Genomic DNA, 18,452 nt, shown 5'->3' on the forward strand with positions numbered 1-18,452 from the left:
CGCCCGTCCCGACCGCCCGCGGCACGGGTCCGCTGTCACCACCGCCCGGGCGCAGGCTCCCCTTCACGACCCCCCGCCGCGCAGGCTCCCCTTCACGACCCCCCGCCGCGCGGGCCCGCCGTCACGGCCGCCCCGGCGCGGGCTCACCCGTGTCCGAGCCCGGCCCGTCGTGCCGCACCGGTGCCGCGTCCCAGGCCCCGCCCGTCGCAAGCGTGCTCGCCAGCCCGATGCTGCCGAGCCCGATGAGCGCCACGCCCACCGCCTCGGGCAGCACCCGGATCCCCAGCGCGATGCGCTCCTCGAACAGCACCCAGCCCAGGGCCACGCTGGTCACCGCGTCGCCGAGGGTGAGGGCGGGCTGGGAGGCCGTCAGGGAGCCCGCCCGGAAGGCGCTCTGCAACAGCAGGAAGCCGACCGTTCCGGCGACGATGCCCGCGTAGAACGGCCAGTGCGTCAGGACGACGTCCACCCCCTGCCCGAGTTCTCCGACGACCTCCTTCATCAGCGCGGCCGTGACGGCGAACGACACGGCCGAGGCCAGACCGAGCAGCAGGGCCCGCGGCGCCCCCCTCACCAGCAGGGCCGCCGCCCCGAAGAGCAGCACGGCGCAGAGGGCCGCGCCCCCCGCCACCGCCCAGCGCCCGGGGACGGCCGTGGAGCGCCCTGCGGAGGGCGCGGCCGCCCCCAGAAACAGCGCGAGACCCCCGGCGAGCGCCGCGAAGGCTCCCCAGGTGCGGCGGTCGGGGCGCCGGTGGAACACCATGCTGCCGACCATCAGGGTGAACAGCAGTTCGCTGGCCAGCAGGGGCTGGACGACGGAGAGGCTCCCGACGGCCAGCGCGGAGGCCTGCAACACGGTCGACAGGGCGAGCAGCCCGGCGCCCGCGAGCCAGTGCGGCCGCCGCAGCACCAGGGCGAGCCAGCGCACGGCCTGCCGGATCCCCCGGCCGCCGCCGTCGGTCTGGTCCGCCGCCGCCTTCCGCTGGAGCACGGAGGCCGAGGCGTTGGAGAGTGCGGTGAACAGGGCGAGTACGACGGTGAGGACGCTCACCCGGCACTCATCCGTATCTCGCGGCCAGCCGCCGGTACAGGCCCGGCGCCGCGCCGCGCACCCGGGCGGGCAGCCACAGCCAGCCGGGGACATAGATCTCGTCCCGGCCGCGGACCGCGGCGCGCCAGACGGCGTCCGCGACCCGTTCGGCCGGGACCGGCCGCGGCCTGGACCGCCGGTAGGGCACGCCCCGCCGGTCGAAGAACGGGGTGTCCACCACCCCGGGCACGACCAGGCTGATGCCCACGCCGGTGCCCCGTACCTCGTAGCGGACGGCGTCGGCGAAGGTGGCGAGCGCTCCCTTGGCCGCGGAGTAGACGGCCTCGCCGCGGACGCCGACGGTGCCCGCGAAGGAGCCGATGACGACCACCCGTCCGGAGCCCGCCTCCACCATGTGCGGCAGCAACTGCCGTACCAGGCGCATGGTGGCGAGGGCGTCGACCTCCATCACCTCGGCGATGGCGGACGGGGGCATGGCGGTGAAATCACCCGCCCAGCCGATCCCGGCCCCGGCCACCAGCAGGTCCACCCGGCCGAGGCGCCGCAGCGCGAACTCGGCCAGCCGCCGGTCCGCCCCCGGCCGGGTGAGATCGGCGGGAAAGAGGGCCGCGGGGGTCCCGTCGGCCACTCGTGTGAGCCGTGCCGTGTCACGGCCGTTCAGCACCAGGTTCCAGCCGCCCTCCGCGGTCAGCCGACCGGCCACGGCGGCTCCGATGCCGGAGGAGGCGCCGGTCACGAGCGCCGTGCCCCGGTCGGCCGGGCGTCCGGCCTCCCGGCGGCCCGGGCGGGCGGTCCGGCCCGGCGCGGCCACCGGCAGGCCGGGGGCGGAGCGGGCGCGGGAGGGAGCAGGGGACATGGCGGCTGACCTCGGCTGCGACGGCGGACACCGGACGGAGGGACGCGACACTGGTGCGGCCCGGGTTCCGGCCGGGGAGGGGGGCGGGCATCCGCCCGTTCCCGCCCCGGGCCCGGAAGACGTGGACATGTGGGGAAGACCATGAAAAGCAACAATCGGTACCGATGGCAGTATTTTTCCCTGCCCGGCGACGGCGGGCGACGCGAACGGTCGCCGCCGCCCCTCCGCTGGCCGGTGGGCGGCGCGCTCCATGAGCACGCCCAGACGGCTCCTGGTCGTCAGCGCGAGCATGGGATCCGGGCACGACACGGTGGCCGCGGAGCTGGCCCGCCGCGCCGCGGAGTACGGCCACCACGCCGAGGTCGTGGATGTGCTGCGCCTGCTGCCGTACGGCCTGGGCACCGGGCTGCGGGGCTGCTACCGCTCGTCGGTACGGCACTGCCCCTGGGTCTATGGGGCCCTGTACCGCGCCTTGCTGCGCCGCGGGGCGGGCCGGCGTCCCAGCGGTGTACCCCTGGCGCGGCTGGCCGGGCACCGGCTGCGGGAGCTGGCGGAGCAGTCCGGGACGGACGTGGTCGTGCCCGTCTTCCATCTCGCCGCGCAGCTCACCGGCCATCTCAGGTCACGGGGGATGCTCACGGTGCCGAGCGCCGTCCTGGTGACCGACTTCGCCGTGCACCGGCAATGGCTCCATCCGGGGAACGACGCGTACTTCTGCCTGACCGAGGACACCGCGCGGGAGGTACGGCAGGACATCGCCGTGGCCGCCGAGGCGCCCGGCGCGGTCGTGGCGCCCGTCTTCCTCTCCCCCGCTCCCGGGGCGGCCCACTGGTCCGAACGGTTCATCCGGCAGGCGCCGGGGCGGCCGCCCGTACTGCTGTCCGCGGGTGCCTGGGGGGTCGGCTCGCAGCTGGCCGCGACCGCGCGGCTGCTCGTCGGAGGGGGCTTTCTACCTGTGGTGCTGTGCGGCCGGAACGAAGGGCTCCGGCAGGAACTGGCCGGGGTGCCGGGCGCCCTGGCGCTCGGCTGGGTCTCCGACATGCCGGGCCTGCTGCGCGCGGCCCGGGCCCTGGTGGACAACGCCGCCGGGCAGACGGCCGTCCAGGCACTCGCCGCGGAACTGCCGGTGGTGAGCTACCGCCCGCTGCCGGGACACGGCGCGGACGGCGCACGGCGGATGGCCGCGCTCGGCCTCTCGGACCTCGCGGCCGACGGGGCCGGACTGCTCGACTCGCTCCGGCGGCTGGCCTCGGCCGGGGCCGAGCGGGAGCGCCGTACCGCCCGGGGGCGCACGCTGTTCCGCGAGGACGTCCTCGACCGGGTGCTCGCGCTGTGCGGTGCCGCCGCCGCATGAGTACGGCGGCCGCCGCCCCAACCGGATCAGCCACCCGACTACCGGATCAGCCCGCCCACCGGACCGGCCGCCCGCCCACCCACCGGACCGGCCGCCCGCCCACCCACCGGACCGGCCGCCCGCCCGCCTACCGGACCGGCGGCGACGCGCCGCCGTCGGCTGAGGGCGGCGCGCACGGCTCGCGAGCGTGGCGCGGCGGAACTCGACCGGTGCTCCGGTGGAGTTCCGCGCGCCGCCGTCGATCCTCCTTGCGGCTCGGGCTCACCGGTGGGTGCGGTTGCGGTTGGCGAGACCGACGGTCAGGCCCATCGCGGCCAGCCCCAGCAGGAGCGTCACCGCGCCGATCGCACATTGGTTCCAGATCACGCCGGCCCGTGCGCCATGGCCGGGGGTGACCACCCAGGGAGAGATCAGCAGCCAGATCCCGAGCGGAACGGCGAGCCACGCCATGCGCAGCATCCGTTCCGGGATCATGGCCAGGCCGACTCCGATGAGGCCGATGGTGAGGCCGACAATCAGATTGTTGACAGTGAGGTTGGGCTCGGCTTTCGAAAAGTGCACGACCCAGGGCGAAATGGCGGCGTAGACGCCCGCCAGCAGGATCAGCCCCTCGATGATGATCGCCTTGCCGGAAGCCGCTCTCTCGAACCGCTCCCGCATCTCGGCAAACTCGGGGTGTGTGCCCATCTCACTGGAGTGCTGCGGATACGACATCGCTGCCGTCCCCTCTCCACGAGTGCTGTGGTGCTCTCTGCCCTGTACAAGATTCCCCTATTTGGGGGGTTTACGCGACTTTCGCACTCTTTGCCGAGACAAGACCCATACCTCCGTGCGGGGGTCTTCCGAGCCTCTAAGGTGTAGGCAGCCGTTCGGCGGCTGCACAGACCGGAACCCCGGCCCGATTCCGGCGGGCCGGGGTTCTCGTTCTGTGCCAGGACGCCAGCTTCTGCGCTAGGACATCGGCGATGTGTCACTTGCCGCCGTTGTCGCCGCCCCAGTCGTTGTCGTTGTCGTTGTCGTCGTGGTCGCCGTGGCCACCCTCGTCGTAGCGGTGCACGATCCGGATGCTGCCCACCACACCGTGCTTGACCTTCACACCGCCGCGGACGTGGCGGGGGAAGAGGCCGTTGCTGGTGCTGTGCGGGCCGACCGTGGCGATCGGGGCGCCGTTGTCGCAGGTGGCGCCGTTGAAGACCTCGACATACTTCTTGCTGTCGTTGCGGACGTTGAGGCTGTTCGCCCCGAGGCCGCTGACGACCGTGATGCAGCTGCTCTCGTGGGCCGAGTACTCGCGCTCGTTGACGTAGACGCGACCCTCGTAGTGGTGGTGGTGCTCCTCGCCGCCGCCACCACCCTCGTGACCCTTGGAGTCATTGCCGTTGTTGCTGCTGCCACCCTGGAGGGCGGCGGGGGCGACGGCGGCGGCCTGGGCCGGCTCGGAGGCGGCGGAGGCGTACGTGATGCCGGTGGCCACCAGGGCCGCGCCGGCCGCGACGGCCGCGGTAACAGCGATGGAACGCGTTGCCATGTCACTTCTCCTGTTCTCAGACACGTCGGCTGTGAACCGATGCGTGAATGAAAGTACATAGCGGGCCGATCAATGTCATACGAGACATACCGACAATATGAGGATGAATCCGATTGGAGCAGTCGCGCCGCTGACGCCCTGTCATTTAGAGCCTTCCCGACGACACCGCCCGCGCGTCGGGCCCCGGCCCTCCCGGCGCGCCGCCCCGCACCCGCAGGGAACCTCACACCCCCTCAATTCACTTGCCCACAGGTTGAGTTGACGGCCGACACATCGTCAGGCAGGTTCTCCGCCGCGGAGATTCCCGTGGCGTGCCTCCCGGACATCTCCCGACCGGTGTGCACGACACCCGGACCCGCGCCCGGAGACCGCGTGTCGTGCGGAGCGTGTCGCGGTCTGCCGTTCGGCCGCCCTCCGGTGGCGTACACCCCTTCCCGGCGGCTTGCTGGTGCCAAGGTCCGGTCCGCCGCCAGGGAAGCGAGCACGTATGAAGACACAGGAGCCGGGCCCGGTGGCCCTCCAGACACCGCGGGCCGCCGGGCTGGCAGGAGTCGTGTTCGCGATCCTGCTCGCCGCGGTCATCGTGCTGATCCGGCTGGGCATCCCCCAGGGCGCCAACGCACCCGCCCCCGACACCTCGTCCGACCCGGTGCGGCTCGGTGCGGTCCGGGCGGCGCTCGCCCTCGTGCCGTTCGCCGGGATCTTCTTCCTGTGGTTCGTCGGCGTGGTGCGCACCCACATCGGGGCGGCCGAGGACAAGTTCCTGGCCACGGTGTTCCTCGGCAGCGGGCTGGTCTTCGTGGCCACCCTGTTCGAGGCAGCCGCGGCGGCCACCTCCGTGCTCGACACCACCGCCCCCTCCTACGGCGCCCCCGGCGGCTCCACCTGGGCCTACGGCCGCGACTTCGCGTACACCCTGATGATCGACTACGGGATGCGGATGGCGGCGGTCTTCACCAGCTCGCTGTCCGCGATCGCGTACCGCGTCGGGGTGCTGCCGCGCTGGCTCGCGCTGCTGGGCTTTCTGACGGTGCTGATCCTGCTCTTCGTGTCGACGTCGGTCCCCTGGTCCGAGCTGGTGTTCCCGGGGTGGGCGCTGCTGGTGAGCCTGCACATCCTCAGCGGGCGCGGCCGCTTCCTGCCCAGCACCCCGGCGGCCGCCCGACCGACCCGACCGACCTGACCGACCTGACCGGGAGATCGTCCGGTCGGCCCGACAGACCCGGCGCCCGTCCGCGCCACCCGCGCGCCCGCCGCGCAGCACTCGCGCGGCACTCGCTCCGGGGTGTGCCGCCGGGGGCCGCCCGGTCACTCCTTCGGGCCCGCCCCGCGCGCGCGGGCCCCTTGGGGGCTCCCATGCTGGCGTGGGGAGATGACCGCCGTCCGGGGGTGCCCGCACATCGTGCGGCGCCCAGCGGACCTGGCCGCTGGAAGGGGCGGTGTGGTGATGAGGCTTGTCGTCGATCTCAACAGGTGCCAGGGCTACGCGCAGTGCGCGTTCCTGGCACCGGACGTCTTCACGATGCACGGCGAGGAGTCACTCGTCTACGACCCCAGGGGCGAGGAGGAGCACCGGGAGAATGTGGCCCGCGCGGTGGCCGCCTGTCCCGTGCAGGCGATCCTGGCCGAGGGCCTGGACGAGGCGGCCGATCCGCCGTCCTGGGCGGGTCAGGAGGCGTCCGATGACTGCTGACGACCATCTGGCGTGGCTGCGGCGCGAGGGCCGGATCGTGATCGTGGGCGCCTCGCTGGCGGGCCTGCGGGGGGCCGAGACGCTGCGCGCCGAGGGCTTCACCGGCTCACTGACGATGATCGGCGACGAGCCCTACGAGCCCTACGACCGGCCGCCGCTGTCCAAGGCGGTCCTGCTGGGCAGGGCGTCCCCGCAGCACACCGAGCTTCCCCGGCGCCGTGACATCGACGCCACCTGGCGCCTCGGGGTCGCCGCGACCGGCCTCGACCTGTCGGCCAAGCGGGTGCGGCTCGCGGACGGCGACGAGGTGGAGTACGACCGGCTGCTCATCACCACCGGGGTGCGCGCCCGGCCCTGGATCAAGGAGGCGGAGGCCCAGCTCGACGGCGTGTTCGTGTTGCGGACCCGGGACGACGCGGTGGGTCTTGAGCGGCGGCTGCGGGCCTCGCCGCACCGGGTGCTGGTGATCGGCGCGGGCTTCACCGGGTCCGAAATCACCTCGGCCTGCCGGGAGCAGGGCATCCCGGTCACCCTGGCGGAGCGCGCGGACGCCCCGCTGGTGGGCGCGCTCGGCGGGGTGATCGGCGCGGTGGCGGCGGAGCTGCACCGCGAGAACGACGTGGATCTGCGGACGGGCATCACGGTGACCGCGCTGGAGGGCGACCCGGCGGGGCGGGTGCGGGCCGCGCATCTCTCCGACGGCAAGGTGATCGAGACGGACGTGGTGGTGGTGTGCCTCGGTGCGACCCGCAACACCGAGTGGCTGACCGGATCGGGGCTCGGCGCGGGCCCCCGGGGCATCGCCTGCGACGCGGGCTGCCGGGCCTTCGACGTCCGGGGCATCGTCACCGACGACATCTATGTCGCCGGAGATGTCGCCCGCTCGCCGCACCCGCTGTTCAACTACCAGTTCCTGTCGCTGGAGCACTGGGGCAACGCCGTCGTCCAGGCCGAGACCGCCGCGCACAACATGATCAGTGCCAGTGCCGACCGGCGCCCGCACATGTGGGTCCCCGCCTTCTGGTCGTCGCAGTTCGGCATCAACATCAAGTCCGTCGGCGTCCCCTCGATGGGCGACGAGATCATGATCACTCAGGGGTCGCTGGCCGAGCGCCGCTTTGTGGCGGCGTACGGCTACCAGGGGCGGGTCATCGCCGCCGTGAGCTTCGACAACACCCGGTGGCTGGACTTCTACCAGCGGCAGATCGAGACGGCGGCGCCCTTCCCGATGGAGTTCCCGACGGTGGACCGCCGCCCCGAGGGCCAGCGGCCGGTCTCGTCCGACTTCCCCGATCCGTCCCTGCCGACCCACGGCCCGACGGTGACCCTGAGCGGCTACTCGCCGTCCGACCGGCGGCTGGTCTTCACCCCGGCCCGTCACTGACCCCCGGTCCCGGCGGGCCCCGGGCCCGCGCCCGCCGCGCCCGGCCCCGCCCGGACCTCACGCCCCTGGACCTCACGCCCCTGGACTCCACGCCCCCGAGGACGCCCCATGACGCACCACTCACTCCTGAGCCAGATCACCGACTACGCCCATCGCGCCGACCCGTATCCGCTGTACAAGGAGCTGCGCAAGAGCCCGGTGCTGCACGAGGAGGACGGCGGCCCGTACCTCGTCAGCTCCTACTGGGACATCCTCGGCCTGCTGCACGACCCGAGGATCAGCTCCGACGCCGCCAACCTGGCCGCCGCGGGCGCCGACGAGATCGGCGGGGCGGCGACGGGCCTGCCGCCCAGCTTCATCCGGCAGGACCCGCCCGAGCACGACCGGCTGCGGCGGATCGCCAACCGCCCCTTCGGCCCCCCGCACAGCCCCCACAGGATCGAGTCGATGCGCGGCGAACTCGCCGAGATCGTCTCCGAACTGATCGACGGCATCGGGGACGCGCGCGAGATCGATGTGGTCGACCAGTTCGCGTACCCCTTCCCGGTCACCGTGATCTGCCGGCTGCTCGGCGTGCCGCGCGAGGACGAGCCGCGCTTCCATGTCTGGGTCGATCCGATCGTCGCCAGCCTGGACCCGGACACCGGCGAGGACGACGAGGAGCGCAAGCGTGCCGCGCAGGAGGCCCGGATGCAGCTGGGCATGTACCTCGCCGAGCTGGTCGAGCAGCGCAGCAAGCAGCCCACCGGTGACATGCTGTCCGAGCTGGTCACGAGCCACGGCCCGGACGGCCCCATGACGGTCATGGAGGTGATCAGCACCACGGTGCTGCTGCTGATCGCCGGTCATGAGACGACCGTCAACCTGATCACCAACGGGATGCTCACGCTGCTGCGCCACCCCGAGTATCTCGAACGGCTGCGCAACGACCCCGGGCTGTCCGTCAAGATCGTGGAGGAACTGCTGCGCTACGAGCCGCCGGTGCAGCTGGTGCCGCAGCGGACCTGTATCGCGGACATCGAGGTGCGCGGGATCACCATTCCCAAGGGTTCCCGGATCTGGCTGGTGCTGGCCGCGGGCAACCGGGACCCCGAGCGCTTCAAGGACCCCGACCGCTTCGACCCGGACCGCGAGGACATCGAGCACCTGGGCTTCGGCAGCGGTATCCACAGCTGCTTCGGCGCACCGCTCGCCCGGCTGGAGGCGCAGATCGCCCTGGCCGAGCTGGCCCGTCGGCTGGAGGCCCCCCGGCTGGTGGAGGACCCGCCTCCCTACCGCCGGAACGCGGTGCTGCGCGGCCCGCGCCATCTCCGGGTCGCCTTCGACGGCCTGCGCCCCTGAGGGGGCCACCGACGGCACGCCCCACTGAGCGGACCGCGGACGGGTCCACGTCGCTGAGCGGACCGCCGATGGACTACGCCGCTGAACGGGCCGCCGTCGGGTGCCGTCGGTTGGGACGGTCACCCGGTGGCCGCGCGACCGGCCGCGAGAGAGGGTGGTGGCATGGGTTTCCGGCAGTGGGCCGTCGCCGGGCTACGGCAGTCGTGGCAGTCCAGCCACGCCCTCCTGCTGTTCCCCGTCGCGCTGATCGTCGTGATCACCGCGGTGGACATCCACTCCCCGGAGAGCATCCACCTGGGGCCCGCGCTGGTGATCGCGCCCGCGCTCACCCCCTCCTTCGCGGGGCCCCGGCTGACCGGTCTGGTGGGCGCGCTGGCGGTGGCGGCGCAGGTCCTGATCGCCGTACTGCACGGCGGACTGAGCACCACCAACCATGTGGTGCAGATCCTGACCCTGCTGGTGCTCTCGGTGCTGGTCGTGGTCTACTGCGCCATCCGCGACCGGCGCCGTGAGCAACTGGCGCAGGTCCGCTCGGTGGCCGAGGCCGCGCAGCACGTGCTGCTGTGGCCGCTGCCGGAACACATCGGTCCGCTGCGCGTGGCCTGTCTGTATCTGGCGGCCGAGGACGAGGCGCAGATCGGCGGGGACCTCTATGCCGCGACCCGCGCCGACAGCAGGGTCCGTGTGCTCATCGGGGACGTCCGGGGCAAGGGTCTGTCCGCCATCGGGGAGGCGGCCCTGCTCCTGGGCGCCTTCCGCGAGGCGGGCCACCGTCAGACCTCGCTGCCCGCGCTGGCCGCCACCCTGGAACAGAGCGTGACGCGCTATCTGGCCGACTTCGAGCCGCCGGAGGAGCTGGGCGAACGCTTCGCCACCGCGCTGCTGATGGAGATCCCCGACGGGGACCCCATCACCCGCATGACCAGCTGCGGACACCCTCCCCCGCTGCTGCTCAGCCCCGGTCATGTGGTCAACGTCCCGAGTGTGCACCCCGCGCCCCCGATGGGCATCGGCTCGGCGCACGCTCCGGACTACCACCTGGACGTCTTCTCCTTCGAACCCGGCGACACCCTGCTGCTCTACACCGACGGCGTCATTGAGGCGCGGGACTCCGCCGGACGCTTCTATCCGCTCGTGGAGCGGGTGGCCCAGTGGACCGAGGAGAACCCCGAGACGCTGCTGCACCGCATCCGGCGCGACCTGCTCGCCCACACCGGGGGGCACCTCGACGACGACGCCGCGCTGATCGCCCTGCATCGCACCCCCACCGTGCACCACGGCCGCCCGCACCCGCGGATCATCCACGCCGACGGCTTCCGCCACCGGCCGCAGAACCAGGCGTAGGACACCCGGTCCGCGTCCGGCACCACCCGCGACGGGTGAGGCCCGCCGGTGGCGGTCCCGCTCGTGCTCGCGGTCACGGCCGGTCGGGAAGGCGACGCAGTTCCACGACGTGCAGTCCGAGCGACTGGAAGCGGACCAGCAGGTCGTAGACATGGTCCTCGTCGAGGACGGGGCCGAACAGGACGGTCTGGCCGGACATCGTCACATGGTCCAGCTCGGGAAAGGCCTGGGCCAGCGTCTGCGACAGCTGCCCGTCGACCCGGATCTCGTAGCGCATGGGCTGTCTCCCGCGGAGGGCGCGGCACCGGGCGCGGCGCGCCTGTTCTGGTGATGGTCCGTCCCGGGAGGTCCCCGCGCCTCACCTGGGGCAGGTGAGGCCGCGCCGGGTGCCTCAGTCCTTGAGCGCGATCTTGAAGGCGATGATGAGCAGGCCGAGGAGCAGATTGACCACGGCGGAGACCACCACCAGCTGCCAGGACGCACCGGCGCGGCGGGCGGCGGCCACCGACCAGCCCATCTGCCCGGCCACGGCGACCGCGACCGCCAGCCAGATCGAGCCCCGCAGATCCAGGTGCAGCAGCGGGCTGACGGCGACCGCGGCGGCGGGCGGGACGGCGGCCTTGACGATCGGCCACTCGTCTCGGCAGACCCGCAGGACGGTCCCGCGGTCCAGGCGCGGCTGCGCCAGCAGCGCGCCGAACAACTGGGCATGCACATGCGCGATCCAGAACACCACCCCGGTGCTCAGCACCAGCACGATCAGTTCCGTCCGCGGCAGGGGGCCGTGGGTACCGGCGCCGACCACCACCGAGGCGGCGAGCAGGGAGCCGTAGACACCGCCGGTGTAGTCGGCGCGCGCCCGGCGGTCGGCGATGCGCGCCCGGGCCTCGGGGTCGTCCGCCTTGGACCAGCGTCGCATGGGCCGACCCTCCTGATCGCTCCGACGTGTTGTGCCGCGGCACCGGACCCATCATGCGGAAGCGGTCGAATGACGGAATATCAGACACGCGCGTCCGGCGGGCGGATTCCCCGACGGCGACCCGGGCGGAGACGGCGCCACCGGAACGCCCGGACGAAAATCACACAGAGGTATCGGACATAACGCACCTCAATCTTCACGCCAGACACACAAGTTGGCTAGGTTGACGGCTGGGCCACGCGACTCCCTCCGGCGAACCCCGCCGGGTCGCAGAGCCCTGGCCGAATCCGGTGCACCCCGAATGCCACCGGAACCGGGGACCCAACCACCACGGGGTGAATCGGCCCAACTGCCCGACGGGGCAAGGGCCGTAGGGCACACCTTCCGGATCCGTCCGCCCGAACCCGACAGCTAACCCGGTAGGCGGAGCACGGAAGGAGCACAACCCCATGGCGCCGGAGCGAACCCCGGGCACCGGAGGTCTCGACCTCCCCGGCACGCACAGGTTCTCCGAGGACGACGGGCCGAGCCGCGACGAGGTCCGGCAGCGGATCCGCGATCTGTACGACCGGGCGGAGACCGACAGCGGGACCTTCAACGCGACCCGCGCGGTGGCGACGGGAGCGCAGCGGCGCGGCGAGCCCGGGCCCGACAGGGCGGGCCGCCGGACCGATCCCGCTCTCGACACGGTGGCCCGGCAGTGGTTCGACGCGGCGCGTCTGCGGCTGGGGCCCACCGTTCCGGCCGCGCTGCCCCGCACCCGTACCCCGGAGCTCCCGCCCCGGCCGTCGTCGGTGCCGGGCCGTCCGGGAACCGATCTGGTCCTGAGCGGTACACCGGAGCCGGACTTCCCCGTCCGCGAACTGACCGCCCCGCGCCCGCCCGCCGAACTGCCCGCCGGACCGGTGGCCGAGTTGCCCGCCCGATCCGTGCCCGAGTTGCCCGCGGCACCGGTGGCCGCCCTCCCGGCGGTTCCGGAGGCACGGCTCGACACGCCCCGGGGCCTGCCCACGCCCAAGGCCGGACCCGTACCGTCCGCCTCCTCCACCCCCGCCTCCGACCCGGGCTCCGCCAAGGCACGCAGTCGTCGGAAACTGGCGGCGGCCCGTGATCTGCTGGCCCGGCACTCGGCGCGGCCCGCGGTGGCACCCCTGGCGATCGGGTCCGGGGCCGCCGAGCCCGGATGGCAGCCGCAGCAGCCGCCCGCCCTCACCGCGGAGGTCCCGGCACTGTCCCTCGGCACGGACCTGACCGCCGTCCTGCCGTCGGCCCTCCTCACCGCAGATCCGCTGACGGCTCCTCAGCCACTGTCCGCCGTCGAAGCGTTCGCACCGGCCATGGAGGCGTTCGCACCGCCCGTCGGAGCCCCCTCCTTCCCGGTGGAAGCATTCGCACCGCCCGTCGGAGCCTTCCCCCTGCCGGTCGAAGCGTTCACACCGCCCGTAGACGCCTTCCCGCTGCCCGCGGAAGCTCTCTCCCCGCCCGTCGGCGCCTTCCCGCTGCCCGCGGAAGCCTTCCCTCTCCCTGCGGAAGCGTTCGCACCACCCGTCGGAGCCTTCCCCCTGCCCGCGGAAGCGTTCGTACCGCCCGTAGGGGCCTTCCCCCTGCCCGCGGAAGCCGCCCCTCTGCCCATGGAAACCGCCTCACCCATGGGCGCGTTCTCCCCGCTCATCGACGCTCCGCCGTCCCTGGTCATGGAGGCACCGCCGGTCGTCACGCAGCCGCTTCCCGCCGTCGATGCACCACTGGCCGTCGATGCGCCACTCACCGCCCCGCTGCCCGTCCCCGGCGCCGGGCTCGGCACCGGGCTCGGCGTCGACGGGACGCGGGAGCCCGGGTACGGGACGAAGTCCGCGGAGGCCGTCGCCTTCGCCCGGGCGCAGATCGGGCGGCCGTGTCTGTGGGGCACGAGCGGACCCGACGCCTACGACGCCGCCGGGCTCGCCCAGGCCGCCTGGCGGGCCGCCGGGGTGACCCTTCCGCGGACGGCCGCCGAGCAGTCGGGGGTGGGTACGCCGGTCGCCCTGACCGACATCCGGCCCGGGGACCTGGTGTTCTTCGCCCCGGACGCGGGCCATGTCGGGATCTGCACCGGCAACGGCATGATGATCCACGCACCGGGTCCGGGCGCCTTCATCCGCGAGGACCCCTTGGTGTCGGCGGGCGGGGCGGCGGTCCGGGGTGTGATGCGCCCCGCGTGACCTGCGCGCCGGAGGGCGGACGCACCCGGTCCGTCCGCCCTCCCGGACCAACGCCCCCAGGGCCCCCGCCCGGCCCGTCGTCCGGGCCTCCCCACCAGCGCATTCGGACGGAATCCCGCGGCCGCCCCCGGCATTGCGGCGGGCGGCCCGGCGTAGGAGCGTAGGGGATGTGAGAAGCCTGGGTGCCATACGGGCCCGCCGGAAGGACGACCGAGGCTGGCTGAGCGGTGCGCCACCCCCTCGGTGGGTGAAGGTGCTGCCGGTGTTCCTGCTGGCCGTCGTGGCGGCCGTCAGCCTGATCGCACCCTCACCGCTGGACATCGGCTTCCTGCTCGGCGCGATCCCGCCGCTGGCCGTGCTGTCCTACGGCCCTGCCGCCACCGCCGTACTCGGCATCCTGGTGATCGCCCTCCAGCACACCCGCGCCTTCCATCTGGACCGGCCGGGCAGCACGGACCTGCTCACCATCGCCTTCGTGGCACTGCTGAGCGTCTTCGTCTCCTATGTGCGCAGTCATCGCGACGCCCAGCTGAACGTCGAACGCACGGTCGCCGAAGCGGCCCAGAAGGCGCTGGTGCCGCCGCTGCCCGAACGGGTGGGCCCGGTGCGCTGCACCGGCCTGTACCGGGCGGCCCAGCGCGGGACGCTGGTGGGCGGCGACTTCTTCGACGTGCGCAGAGGGCCCACCGGGGTGCGGGCGGTGATGGGCGATGTGCAGGGGCACGGCCTGTCCGCGATCGCCACCGTCGCCTCGCTGCTCGGGGCCTTCCGGGAGGCGGTGCTCGACCAGCCCGACCTTCCGGCGGTTGCCTCCCGCCTGGACCGCCGGCTGCTCGTGGACTCCGGGAACGCCCGGCTCGCGGAGCTGTTCGCCACGGCCGTACTGCTGGAGTTCACCCCCGACGGCCGGACCGTGCGCATCATCGCCTGCGGCAGCCCCGCCCCCGTACTGCTCCACGACGGCAAGGCCACCGAGCTGGAGGTGCCCTCCGGCACACCGCTCGGCCTGGGGCTGGCCGAGGGAGGCACCTACGACCAGGTCACCTGGCAGCTGGAGCGCGGCGACCGGCTGTTTCTGGCGTCGGACGGGATCTGGGAGGCCCGGGACGACTCGGGGACCTTCTATCCCCTGGTCGACCGGCTCCCCCGGTTCACCGATGACAACGACAGCAGGACGGCCGAGCGGGTCTGGGAGGACCTGATCCGCTTCTGCGGCACCGTGTGCGACGACGCCACGATGCTGATGCTCGCCCCGGAAGCCCGGTAGCGCCCAGTAGCACCCGTTGGCGCCCGGCGCCATCCCTGCGCCAAGGGGTACACGCGCGTCCTGATGTACAGGGTTGGCTGTACAGCCAAGGCTGTACTCATTACGGTGGCGGGCATGAACGGAAACCCGAACCTGTCGCCTTCGGCGGTCCGGGCCTCACGCGAGGTCCGCACGGTCGTCGGCCGGCTGCGGCGCCGCATCCTGAAGGCCTCCGAGACCGAGGACATCACCCTGAGCCAGGAATCCCTGCTGGCCCGGCTGTCCGGCAGGGCGGGCGTCACGGCGAGCGAGCTGGCCGCCGAGGAAGGGGTGCGGCACCAGTCGATGACCGCGACGGTCGCCTCGCTCGCCGCGCGGGGGCTGGTGCTGCGGAGCCCCGACCCGGACGACGGGCGGCGGCTGCTCATCACACTGACCGCCGACGGCCACCGCCGGGTGGAGGAGGGGCGGCAGGCCCGGAAGGAATGGCTCGCCGGGCAGTTGCAGGACAGGTGCACGGAGGAGGAACGCCGTACCGTGATCGCCGCCATGGCCGTCCTGGAGCGCCTCACCCATGACTGACGCGGCCACGGACGCCCCGCGCACCACGGACAGGACCGGCTTCGACCGGCGGCTGCTGCCGCCGATGCTGCTGGGCTCGGTCCTGAACCCGGTCAACTCCTCGATCATCTCCGTCGCGCTCGTCCCCATCGGCAGGGCCCTGGGCGCGCCGTCCTCGCAGACGGTGTGGCTGGTCTCCGCCCTCTATCTGGCCACCTCGCTCGGGCAGCCGGTCGTGGGGCGGCTCATCGATCTCTCCGGACCGCGCAGGCTGTTCCTCCTCAGCACCGGCCTGGTCGGTGTCGCCGGGGTCGTCGGCACCCTGGCACCGAACCTGGGGGTGCTGATCGCCGCGCGCGTGCTGCTCGGCTTCGGCACCTGCGCCGGGTACCCCGCCTCGATGGCCCTGCTGCGCGGCGAGGCGAAGCGCACCGGGCGGGACAGCCCCGGCGGGGTGCTGACCGCCCTGTCCGTCGCCAACCAGACCATCGCCGTCATCGGCCCGCTGCTGGGCGGTCTGCTGATCGCGGTGGGCGGCTGGCGCGCCACCTTCGCGCTGAATGTGCCGCTGGCCGCGGTGGCCGTGCTGCTCGGGCTGCTGCGGCTGCCCAAGCAGGCCGCGACGGGCGGCTCTTCGGAGTCCGGGAGCGTGTCCTCCCGGCTCGACCTGCCCGGCATGGGGCTGTTCGCCGCGATGCTGGTGTCGCTGCTGCTCTTCCTGATGAACCTGCATCCGCGGGACTGGTATCTGGCGCTGCTGGCGGCCGTCGCCGGGGCCGCGTTCGCGGTGCGGGAGCTGCGGGCCGCCACTCCCTTCATCGACCTCAGGGTGCTCGGCGGCAACACACCGCTCCTGGTCACGTACGGGCGTGCGCTGGTCGCCTATGTCGTGGCCTACGCCTTCCTCTACGGCTTCAGCCAGTGGACCGAGGAGGGCCACGGTCTGACGCCCTTCCACGCCGGGCTGGTGCAGATGCCCATGTTCCTGACGGCGATCGGCGTCTCGATCGTCTCCGGGCGCCGCCGGGGCGTCCGCGGGAAGCTGCTGACCGGCGCGGCCGGGCAGATCGCCGCCTGTCTGGTGATGCTGACGCTCACCGGGACGAGCCCGCTGTGGCTGCTGGTGCTGGTCGCCCTGGTCTTCGGCGTCCCGCAGGGCCTGAACAACCTGGCCCTCCAGAACTCCGTCTACTTCCAGGCCGATCCCGAGCGCATCGCCTCCTCGGCCGGGCTGCTGCGCACCTTCGCCTACCTCGGCTCGATGGTCGCCTCCTCGGCGACCGCCGCGTCCTTCGGGCAGCGCGCCGACACCGGCGGTATGCACCGGCTCGCCTGGATCATGCTCGGCGCCGGGGTGCTCTCCCTGCTGCTGACCGTCTTCGACCGCGCACTGGGCCGCACGGACGCGCCGGAGGGGCCGGCGGCGGCGTAGATCCGGGGCCCCATAACCCCCAAGGCGGCTTTATGACCTCATAGAGGGGACCCGCGTACCAGGTAAGGTTCGCCTTAGTTTAGGGTTTCGGCGAGCCGTTGTGTCATCGCTCGAAGGGAACCTGAACATGCCGCGCCCCCTGCGGGTAGCCATCGTCGGAGCCGGCCCCGCCGGGATCTACGCCGCCGACGCCCTGCTGAAGTCCGATGTGGCCGCCGAGCCCGGTGTCTCCATCGACATCTTCGAGCGAATGCCGGCCCCGTTCGGCCTCATACGCTACGGCGTCGCGCCGGACCACCCGCGGATCAAGGGCATCATCACGGCGCTGCACCAGGTGCTCGACAAGCCGCAGATCCGTCTCTTCGGCAATGTCGACTACCCGTCCGACATCAGCCTGGACGATCTGCGCTCGTTCTACGACGCCGTGATCTTCTCGACGGGCGCGACGGCCGACCGGGCCCTGGACATCCCCGGCATCGAGCTGGACGGCTCCTACGGCGCCGCCGACTTCGTCTCCTGGTACGACGGACACCCGGACGTGCCGCGCACCTGGCCCCTCACGGCCGAGAAGGTCGCCGTACTCGGCGTGGGCAATGTCGCGCTCGACGTGGCCCGTGTCCTGGCCAAGACCGCGGACGAGCTGCTGCCCACCGAGATCCCGCCGAACGTCTACGACGGTCTCCAGGCGAACAAGGCCCTGGAGATCCATGTCTTCGGCCGCCGCGGCCCGGCGCAGGCGAAGTTCAGCCCCATGGAGCTGCGGGAGCTGGACCACTCCCCCAGCATCGAGGTCATCGTCGACCCGGAGGACATCGACTACGACGAGGGCTCGATCGCCACGCGGCGCGGCAACAAGCAGGCCGACATGGTCGCCAAGACGCTGGAGAACTGGGCCATCCGGGATGTCGGCGACCGCCCGCACAAGCTGTTCCTGCACTTCTTCGAGTCGCCCACCGAGATCCTCGGCGAGGACGGCAGGGTCGTCGGCCTGCGCACCGAGCGCACGGCCCTGGACGGCACCGGCAACGTCAAGGGCACGGGCACCTTCCGGGACTGGGACGTGAGCGCGGTCTACCGTGCCGTCGGATACCTGTCCGACTCGCTGCCCAAGCTGCCCTGGGACCTCGCCACGGGAACCGTGCCGGACGAGGGCGGCCGGGTCATCGAGGAGAGCGGCGGGCATCTGCGCTCCACGTATGTCACCGGCTGGATCCGGCGCGGTCCGGTGGGCCTGATCGGGCACACCAAGGGCGACGCCAACGAGACGGTGGCCAATCTGCTGGACGACCACGCCAACGGGCGGCTGCACACGCCCACCGCCCCGGCCCCGGAGGCGGTGGACGCGTTCCTGTCCGAGCGGAACGTCCGCTTCACCACCTGGGAGGGCTGGTACCGCCTCGACGCCGCGGAGAAGGCCCTCGGCGCACCGCAGGGCCGTGAGCGGGTGAAGCTGGTCGAGCGGGAGGACATGCTCCGCGAGAGCGGCGTCTGAGCCCATGCCCCTCGCCCCGCCACGGTGTCCACCACCGTGGCGGGGCGACG

General features: G+C 72.9%; 17 protein-coding genes and 1 riboswitch. Of the genes, 11 read left to right on the forward strand and 6 right to left on the reverse strand.

Annotated elements, in window-relative coordinates; all coding sequences use genetic code 11:
• Positions 1-121 precede the first annotated feature (121 nt).
• Both ACIHAA_RS08775 and ACIHAA_RS08780 read right to left on the reverse strand, forming a co-directional pair.
• Positions 122-1,051, reverse strand: coding sequence for a DMT family transporter (locus ACIHAA_RS08775; protein ID WP_399814640.1), 930 nt, complete (start codon positions 1,049-1,051; stop codon positions 122-124).
• Positions 1,052-1,058: 7 nt separating this feature from the next.
• Positions 1,059-1,907 (reverse strand): SDR family NAD(P)-dependent oxidoreductase, encoded by an 849-nt coding sequence (locus tag ACIHAA_RS08780; RefSeq protein WP_399814642.1) that lies wholly within the window; start codon positions 1,905-1,907, stop codon positions 1,059-1,061.
• A gap of 250 nt (positions 1,908-2,157) precedes the next feature.
• On the opposite strand from ACIHAA_RS08780, the gene ACIHAA_RS08785 reads away from it, so the two are divergent.
• Positions 2,158-3,261 carry a galactosyldiacylglycerol synthase gene (locus ACIHAA_RS08785; RefSeq protein WP_399814643.1) on the forward strand — a complete coding sequence of 368 codons (1,104 nt, stop codon included), beginning with the start codon at positions 2,158-2,160 and terminating at the stop codon, positions 3,259-3,261.
• A gap of 261 nt (positions 3,262-3,522) precedes the next feature.
• Here ACIHAA_RS08785 and ACIHAA_RS08790 read toward each other — a convergent pair whose 3' ends face one another.
• Together ACIHAA_RS08790 and ACIHAA_RS08795 are read right to left on the reverse strand one after the other, a co-directional pair.
• The gene (locus tag ACIHAA_RS08790) at positions 3,523-3,975 is read right to left on the reverse strand and encodes an SPW repeat protein (RefSeq protein WP_399814645.1); all 453 of its coding nucleotides are present in this window, start codon (positions 3,973-3,975) and stop codon (positions 3,523-3,525) included.
• A 256-nt stretch (positions 3,976-4,231) separates the two neighbouring features.
• A complete protein-coding gene (locus ACIHAA_RS08795) occupies positions 4,232-4,789 on the reverse strand; it encodes a hypothetical protein (RefSeq protein ID WP_399814647.1) in 558 nt (185 codons plus the stop codon).
• Between the two features lie 487 nt (positions 4,790-5,276).
• Between ACIHAA_RS08795 and ACIHAA_RS08800 the strand changes: the two genes are divergently transcribed.
• From ACIHAA_RS08800 to ACIHAA_RS08820, 5 genes are all read left to right on the forward strand, one after another.
• A complete protein-coding gene (locus tag ACIHAA_RS08800; protein WP_399814648.1) occupies positions 5,277-5,972 on the forward strand; it encodes a hypothetical protein in 696 nt (231 codons plus the stop codon).
• A 264-nt stretch (positions 5,973-6,236) separates the two neighbouring features.
• Positions 6,237-6,482, forward strand: coding sequence for a ferredoxin (locus tag ACIHAA_RS08805; RefSeq protein ID WP_399814650.1), 246 nt, complete (start codon positions 6,237-6,239; stop codon positions 6,480-6,482).
• Positions 6,472-7,866, forward strand: coding sequence for an NAD(P)/FAD-dependent oxidoreductase (locus ACIHAA_RS08810; RefSeq protein ID WP_399814652.1), 1,395 nt, complete (start codon positions 6,472-6,474; stop codon positions 7,864-7,866). The genes ACIHAA_RS08805 and ACIHAA_RS08810 overlap by 11 nt, the downstream gene beginning before the upstream one ends.
• Positions 7,867-7,974: 108 nt before the next feature.
• A complete protein-coding gene (locus ACIHAA_RS08815; RefSeq protein WP_399814654.1) occupies positions 7,975-9,207 on the forward strand; it encodes a cytochrome P450 in 1,233 nt (410 codons plus the stop codon).
• A 162-nt stretch (positions 9,208-9,369) separates the two neighbouring features.
• Positions 9,370-10,551: a PP2C family protein-serine/threonine phosphatase gene (locus ACIHAA_RS08820; protein WP_399814656.1), complete on the forward strand. Its 1,182-nt coding sequence runs from the start codon at positions 9,370-9,372 to the stop codon at positions 10,549-10,551.
• A gap of 73 nt (positions 10,552-10,624) precedes the next feature.
• On the opposite strand, the gene ACIHAA_RS08825 is transcribed toward ACIHAA_RS08820, so the two are convergent.
• On the reverse strand, positions 10,625-10,828 hold the full coding sequence (locus tag ACIHAA_RS08825; protein ID WP_399814657.1) for a hypothetical protein: 204 nt from the start codon (positions 10,826-10,828) through the stop codon (positions 10,625-10,627).
• A 114-nt stretch (positions 10,829-10,942) separates the two neighbouring features.
• Positions 10,943-11,470: a hypothetical protein gene (locus tag ACIHAA_RS08830; RefSeq protein WP_399814659.1), complete on the reverse strand. Its 528-nt coding sequence runs from the start codon at positions 11,468-11,470 to the stop codon at positions 10,943-10,945.
• Positions 11,471-11,755: 285 nt separating this feature from the next.
• Positions 11,756-11,912, forward strand: a riboswitch (cyclic di-AMP (ydaO/yuaA leader).
• A 7-nt stretch (positions 11,913-11,919) separates the two neighbouring features.
• Between ACIHAA_RS08830 and ACIHAA_RS08835 the strand changes: the two genes are divergently transcribed.
• The 5 genes from ACIHAA_RS08835 (at position 11,920) to ACIHAA_RS08855 (ending at position 18,402) form a co-directional block, all read left to right on the forward strand.
• Positions 11,920-13,671: an NlpC/P60 family protein gene (locus ACIHAA_RS08835; protein WP_399814660.1), complete on the forward strand. Its 1,752-nt coding sequence runs from the start codon at positions 11,920-11,922 to the stop codon at positions 13,669-13,671.
• A 169-nt stretch (positions 13,672-13,840) separates the two neighbouring features.
• The gene (locus ACIHAA_RS08840) at positions 13,841-14,938 is read left to right on the forward strand and encodes a PP2C family protein-serine/threonine phosphatase (protein ID WP_399814661.1); all 1,098 of its coding nucleotides are present in this window, start codon (positions 13,841-13,843) and stop codon (positions 14,936-14,938) included.
• Between the two features lie 114 nt (positions 14,939-15,052).
• The gene (locus ACIHAA_RS08845; protein ID WP_399814662.1) at positions 15,053-15,499 is read left to right on the forward strand and encodes a MarR family winged helix-turn-helix transcriptional regulator; all 447 of its coding nucleotides are present in this window, start codon (positions 15,053-15,055) and stop codon (positions 15,497-15,499) included.
• Entirely contained in the window at positions 15,492-16,910 is a 1,419-nt protein-coding gene (locus ACIHAA_RS08850) for an MFS transporter (RefSeq protein WP_399814664.1), read from the forward strand. The genes ACIHAA_RS08845 and ACIHAA_RS08850 overlap by 8 nt, the downstream gene beginning before the upstream one ends.
• 127 nt (positions 16,911-17,037) lie before the next feature.
• Entirely contained in the window at positions 17,038-18,402 is a 1,365-nt protein-coding gene (locus ACIHAA_RS08855; protein ID WP_399814665.1) for an FAD-dependent oxidoreductase, read from the forward strand.
• Positions 18,403-18,452: the final 50 nt, after the last annotated feature.

The sequence above is a fragment of the Streptomyces sp. NPDC052040 genome, from assembly GCF_044548405.1.
Taxonomy (GTDB): domain Bacteria; phylum Actinomycetota; class Actinomycetes; order Streptomycetales; family Streptomycetaceae; genus Streptomyces.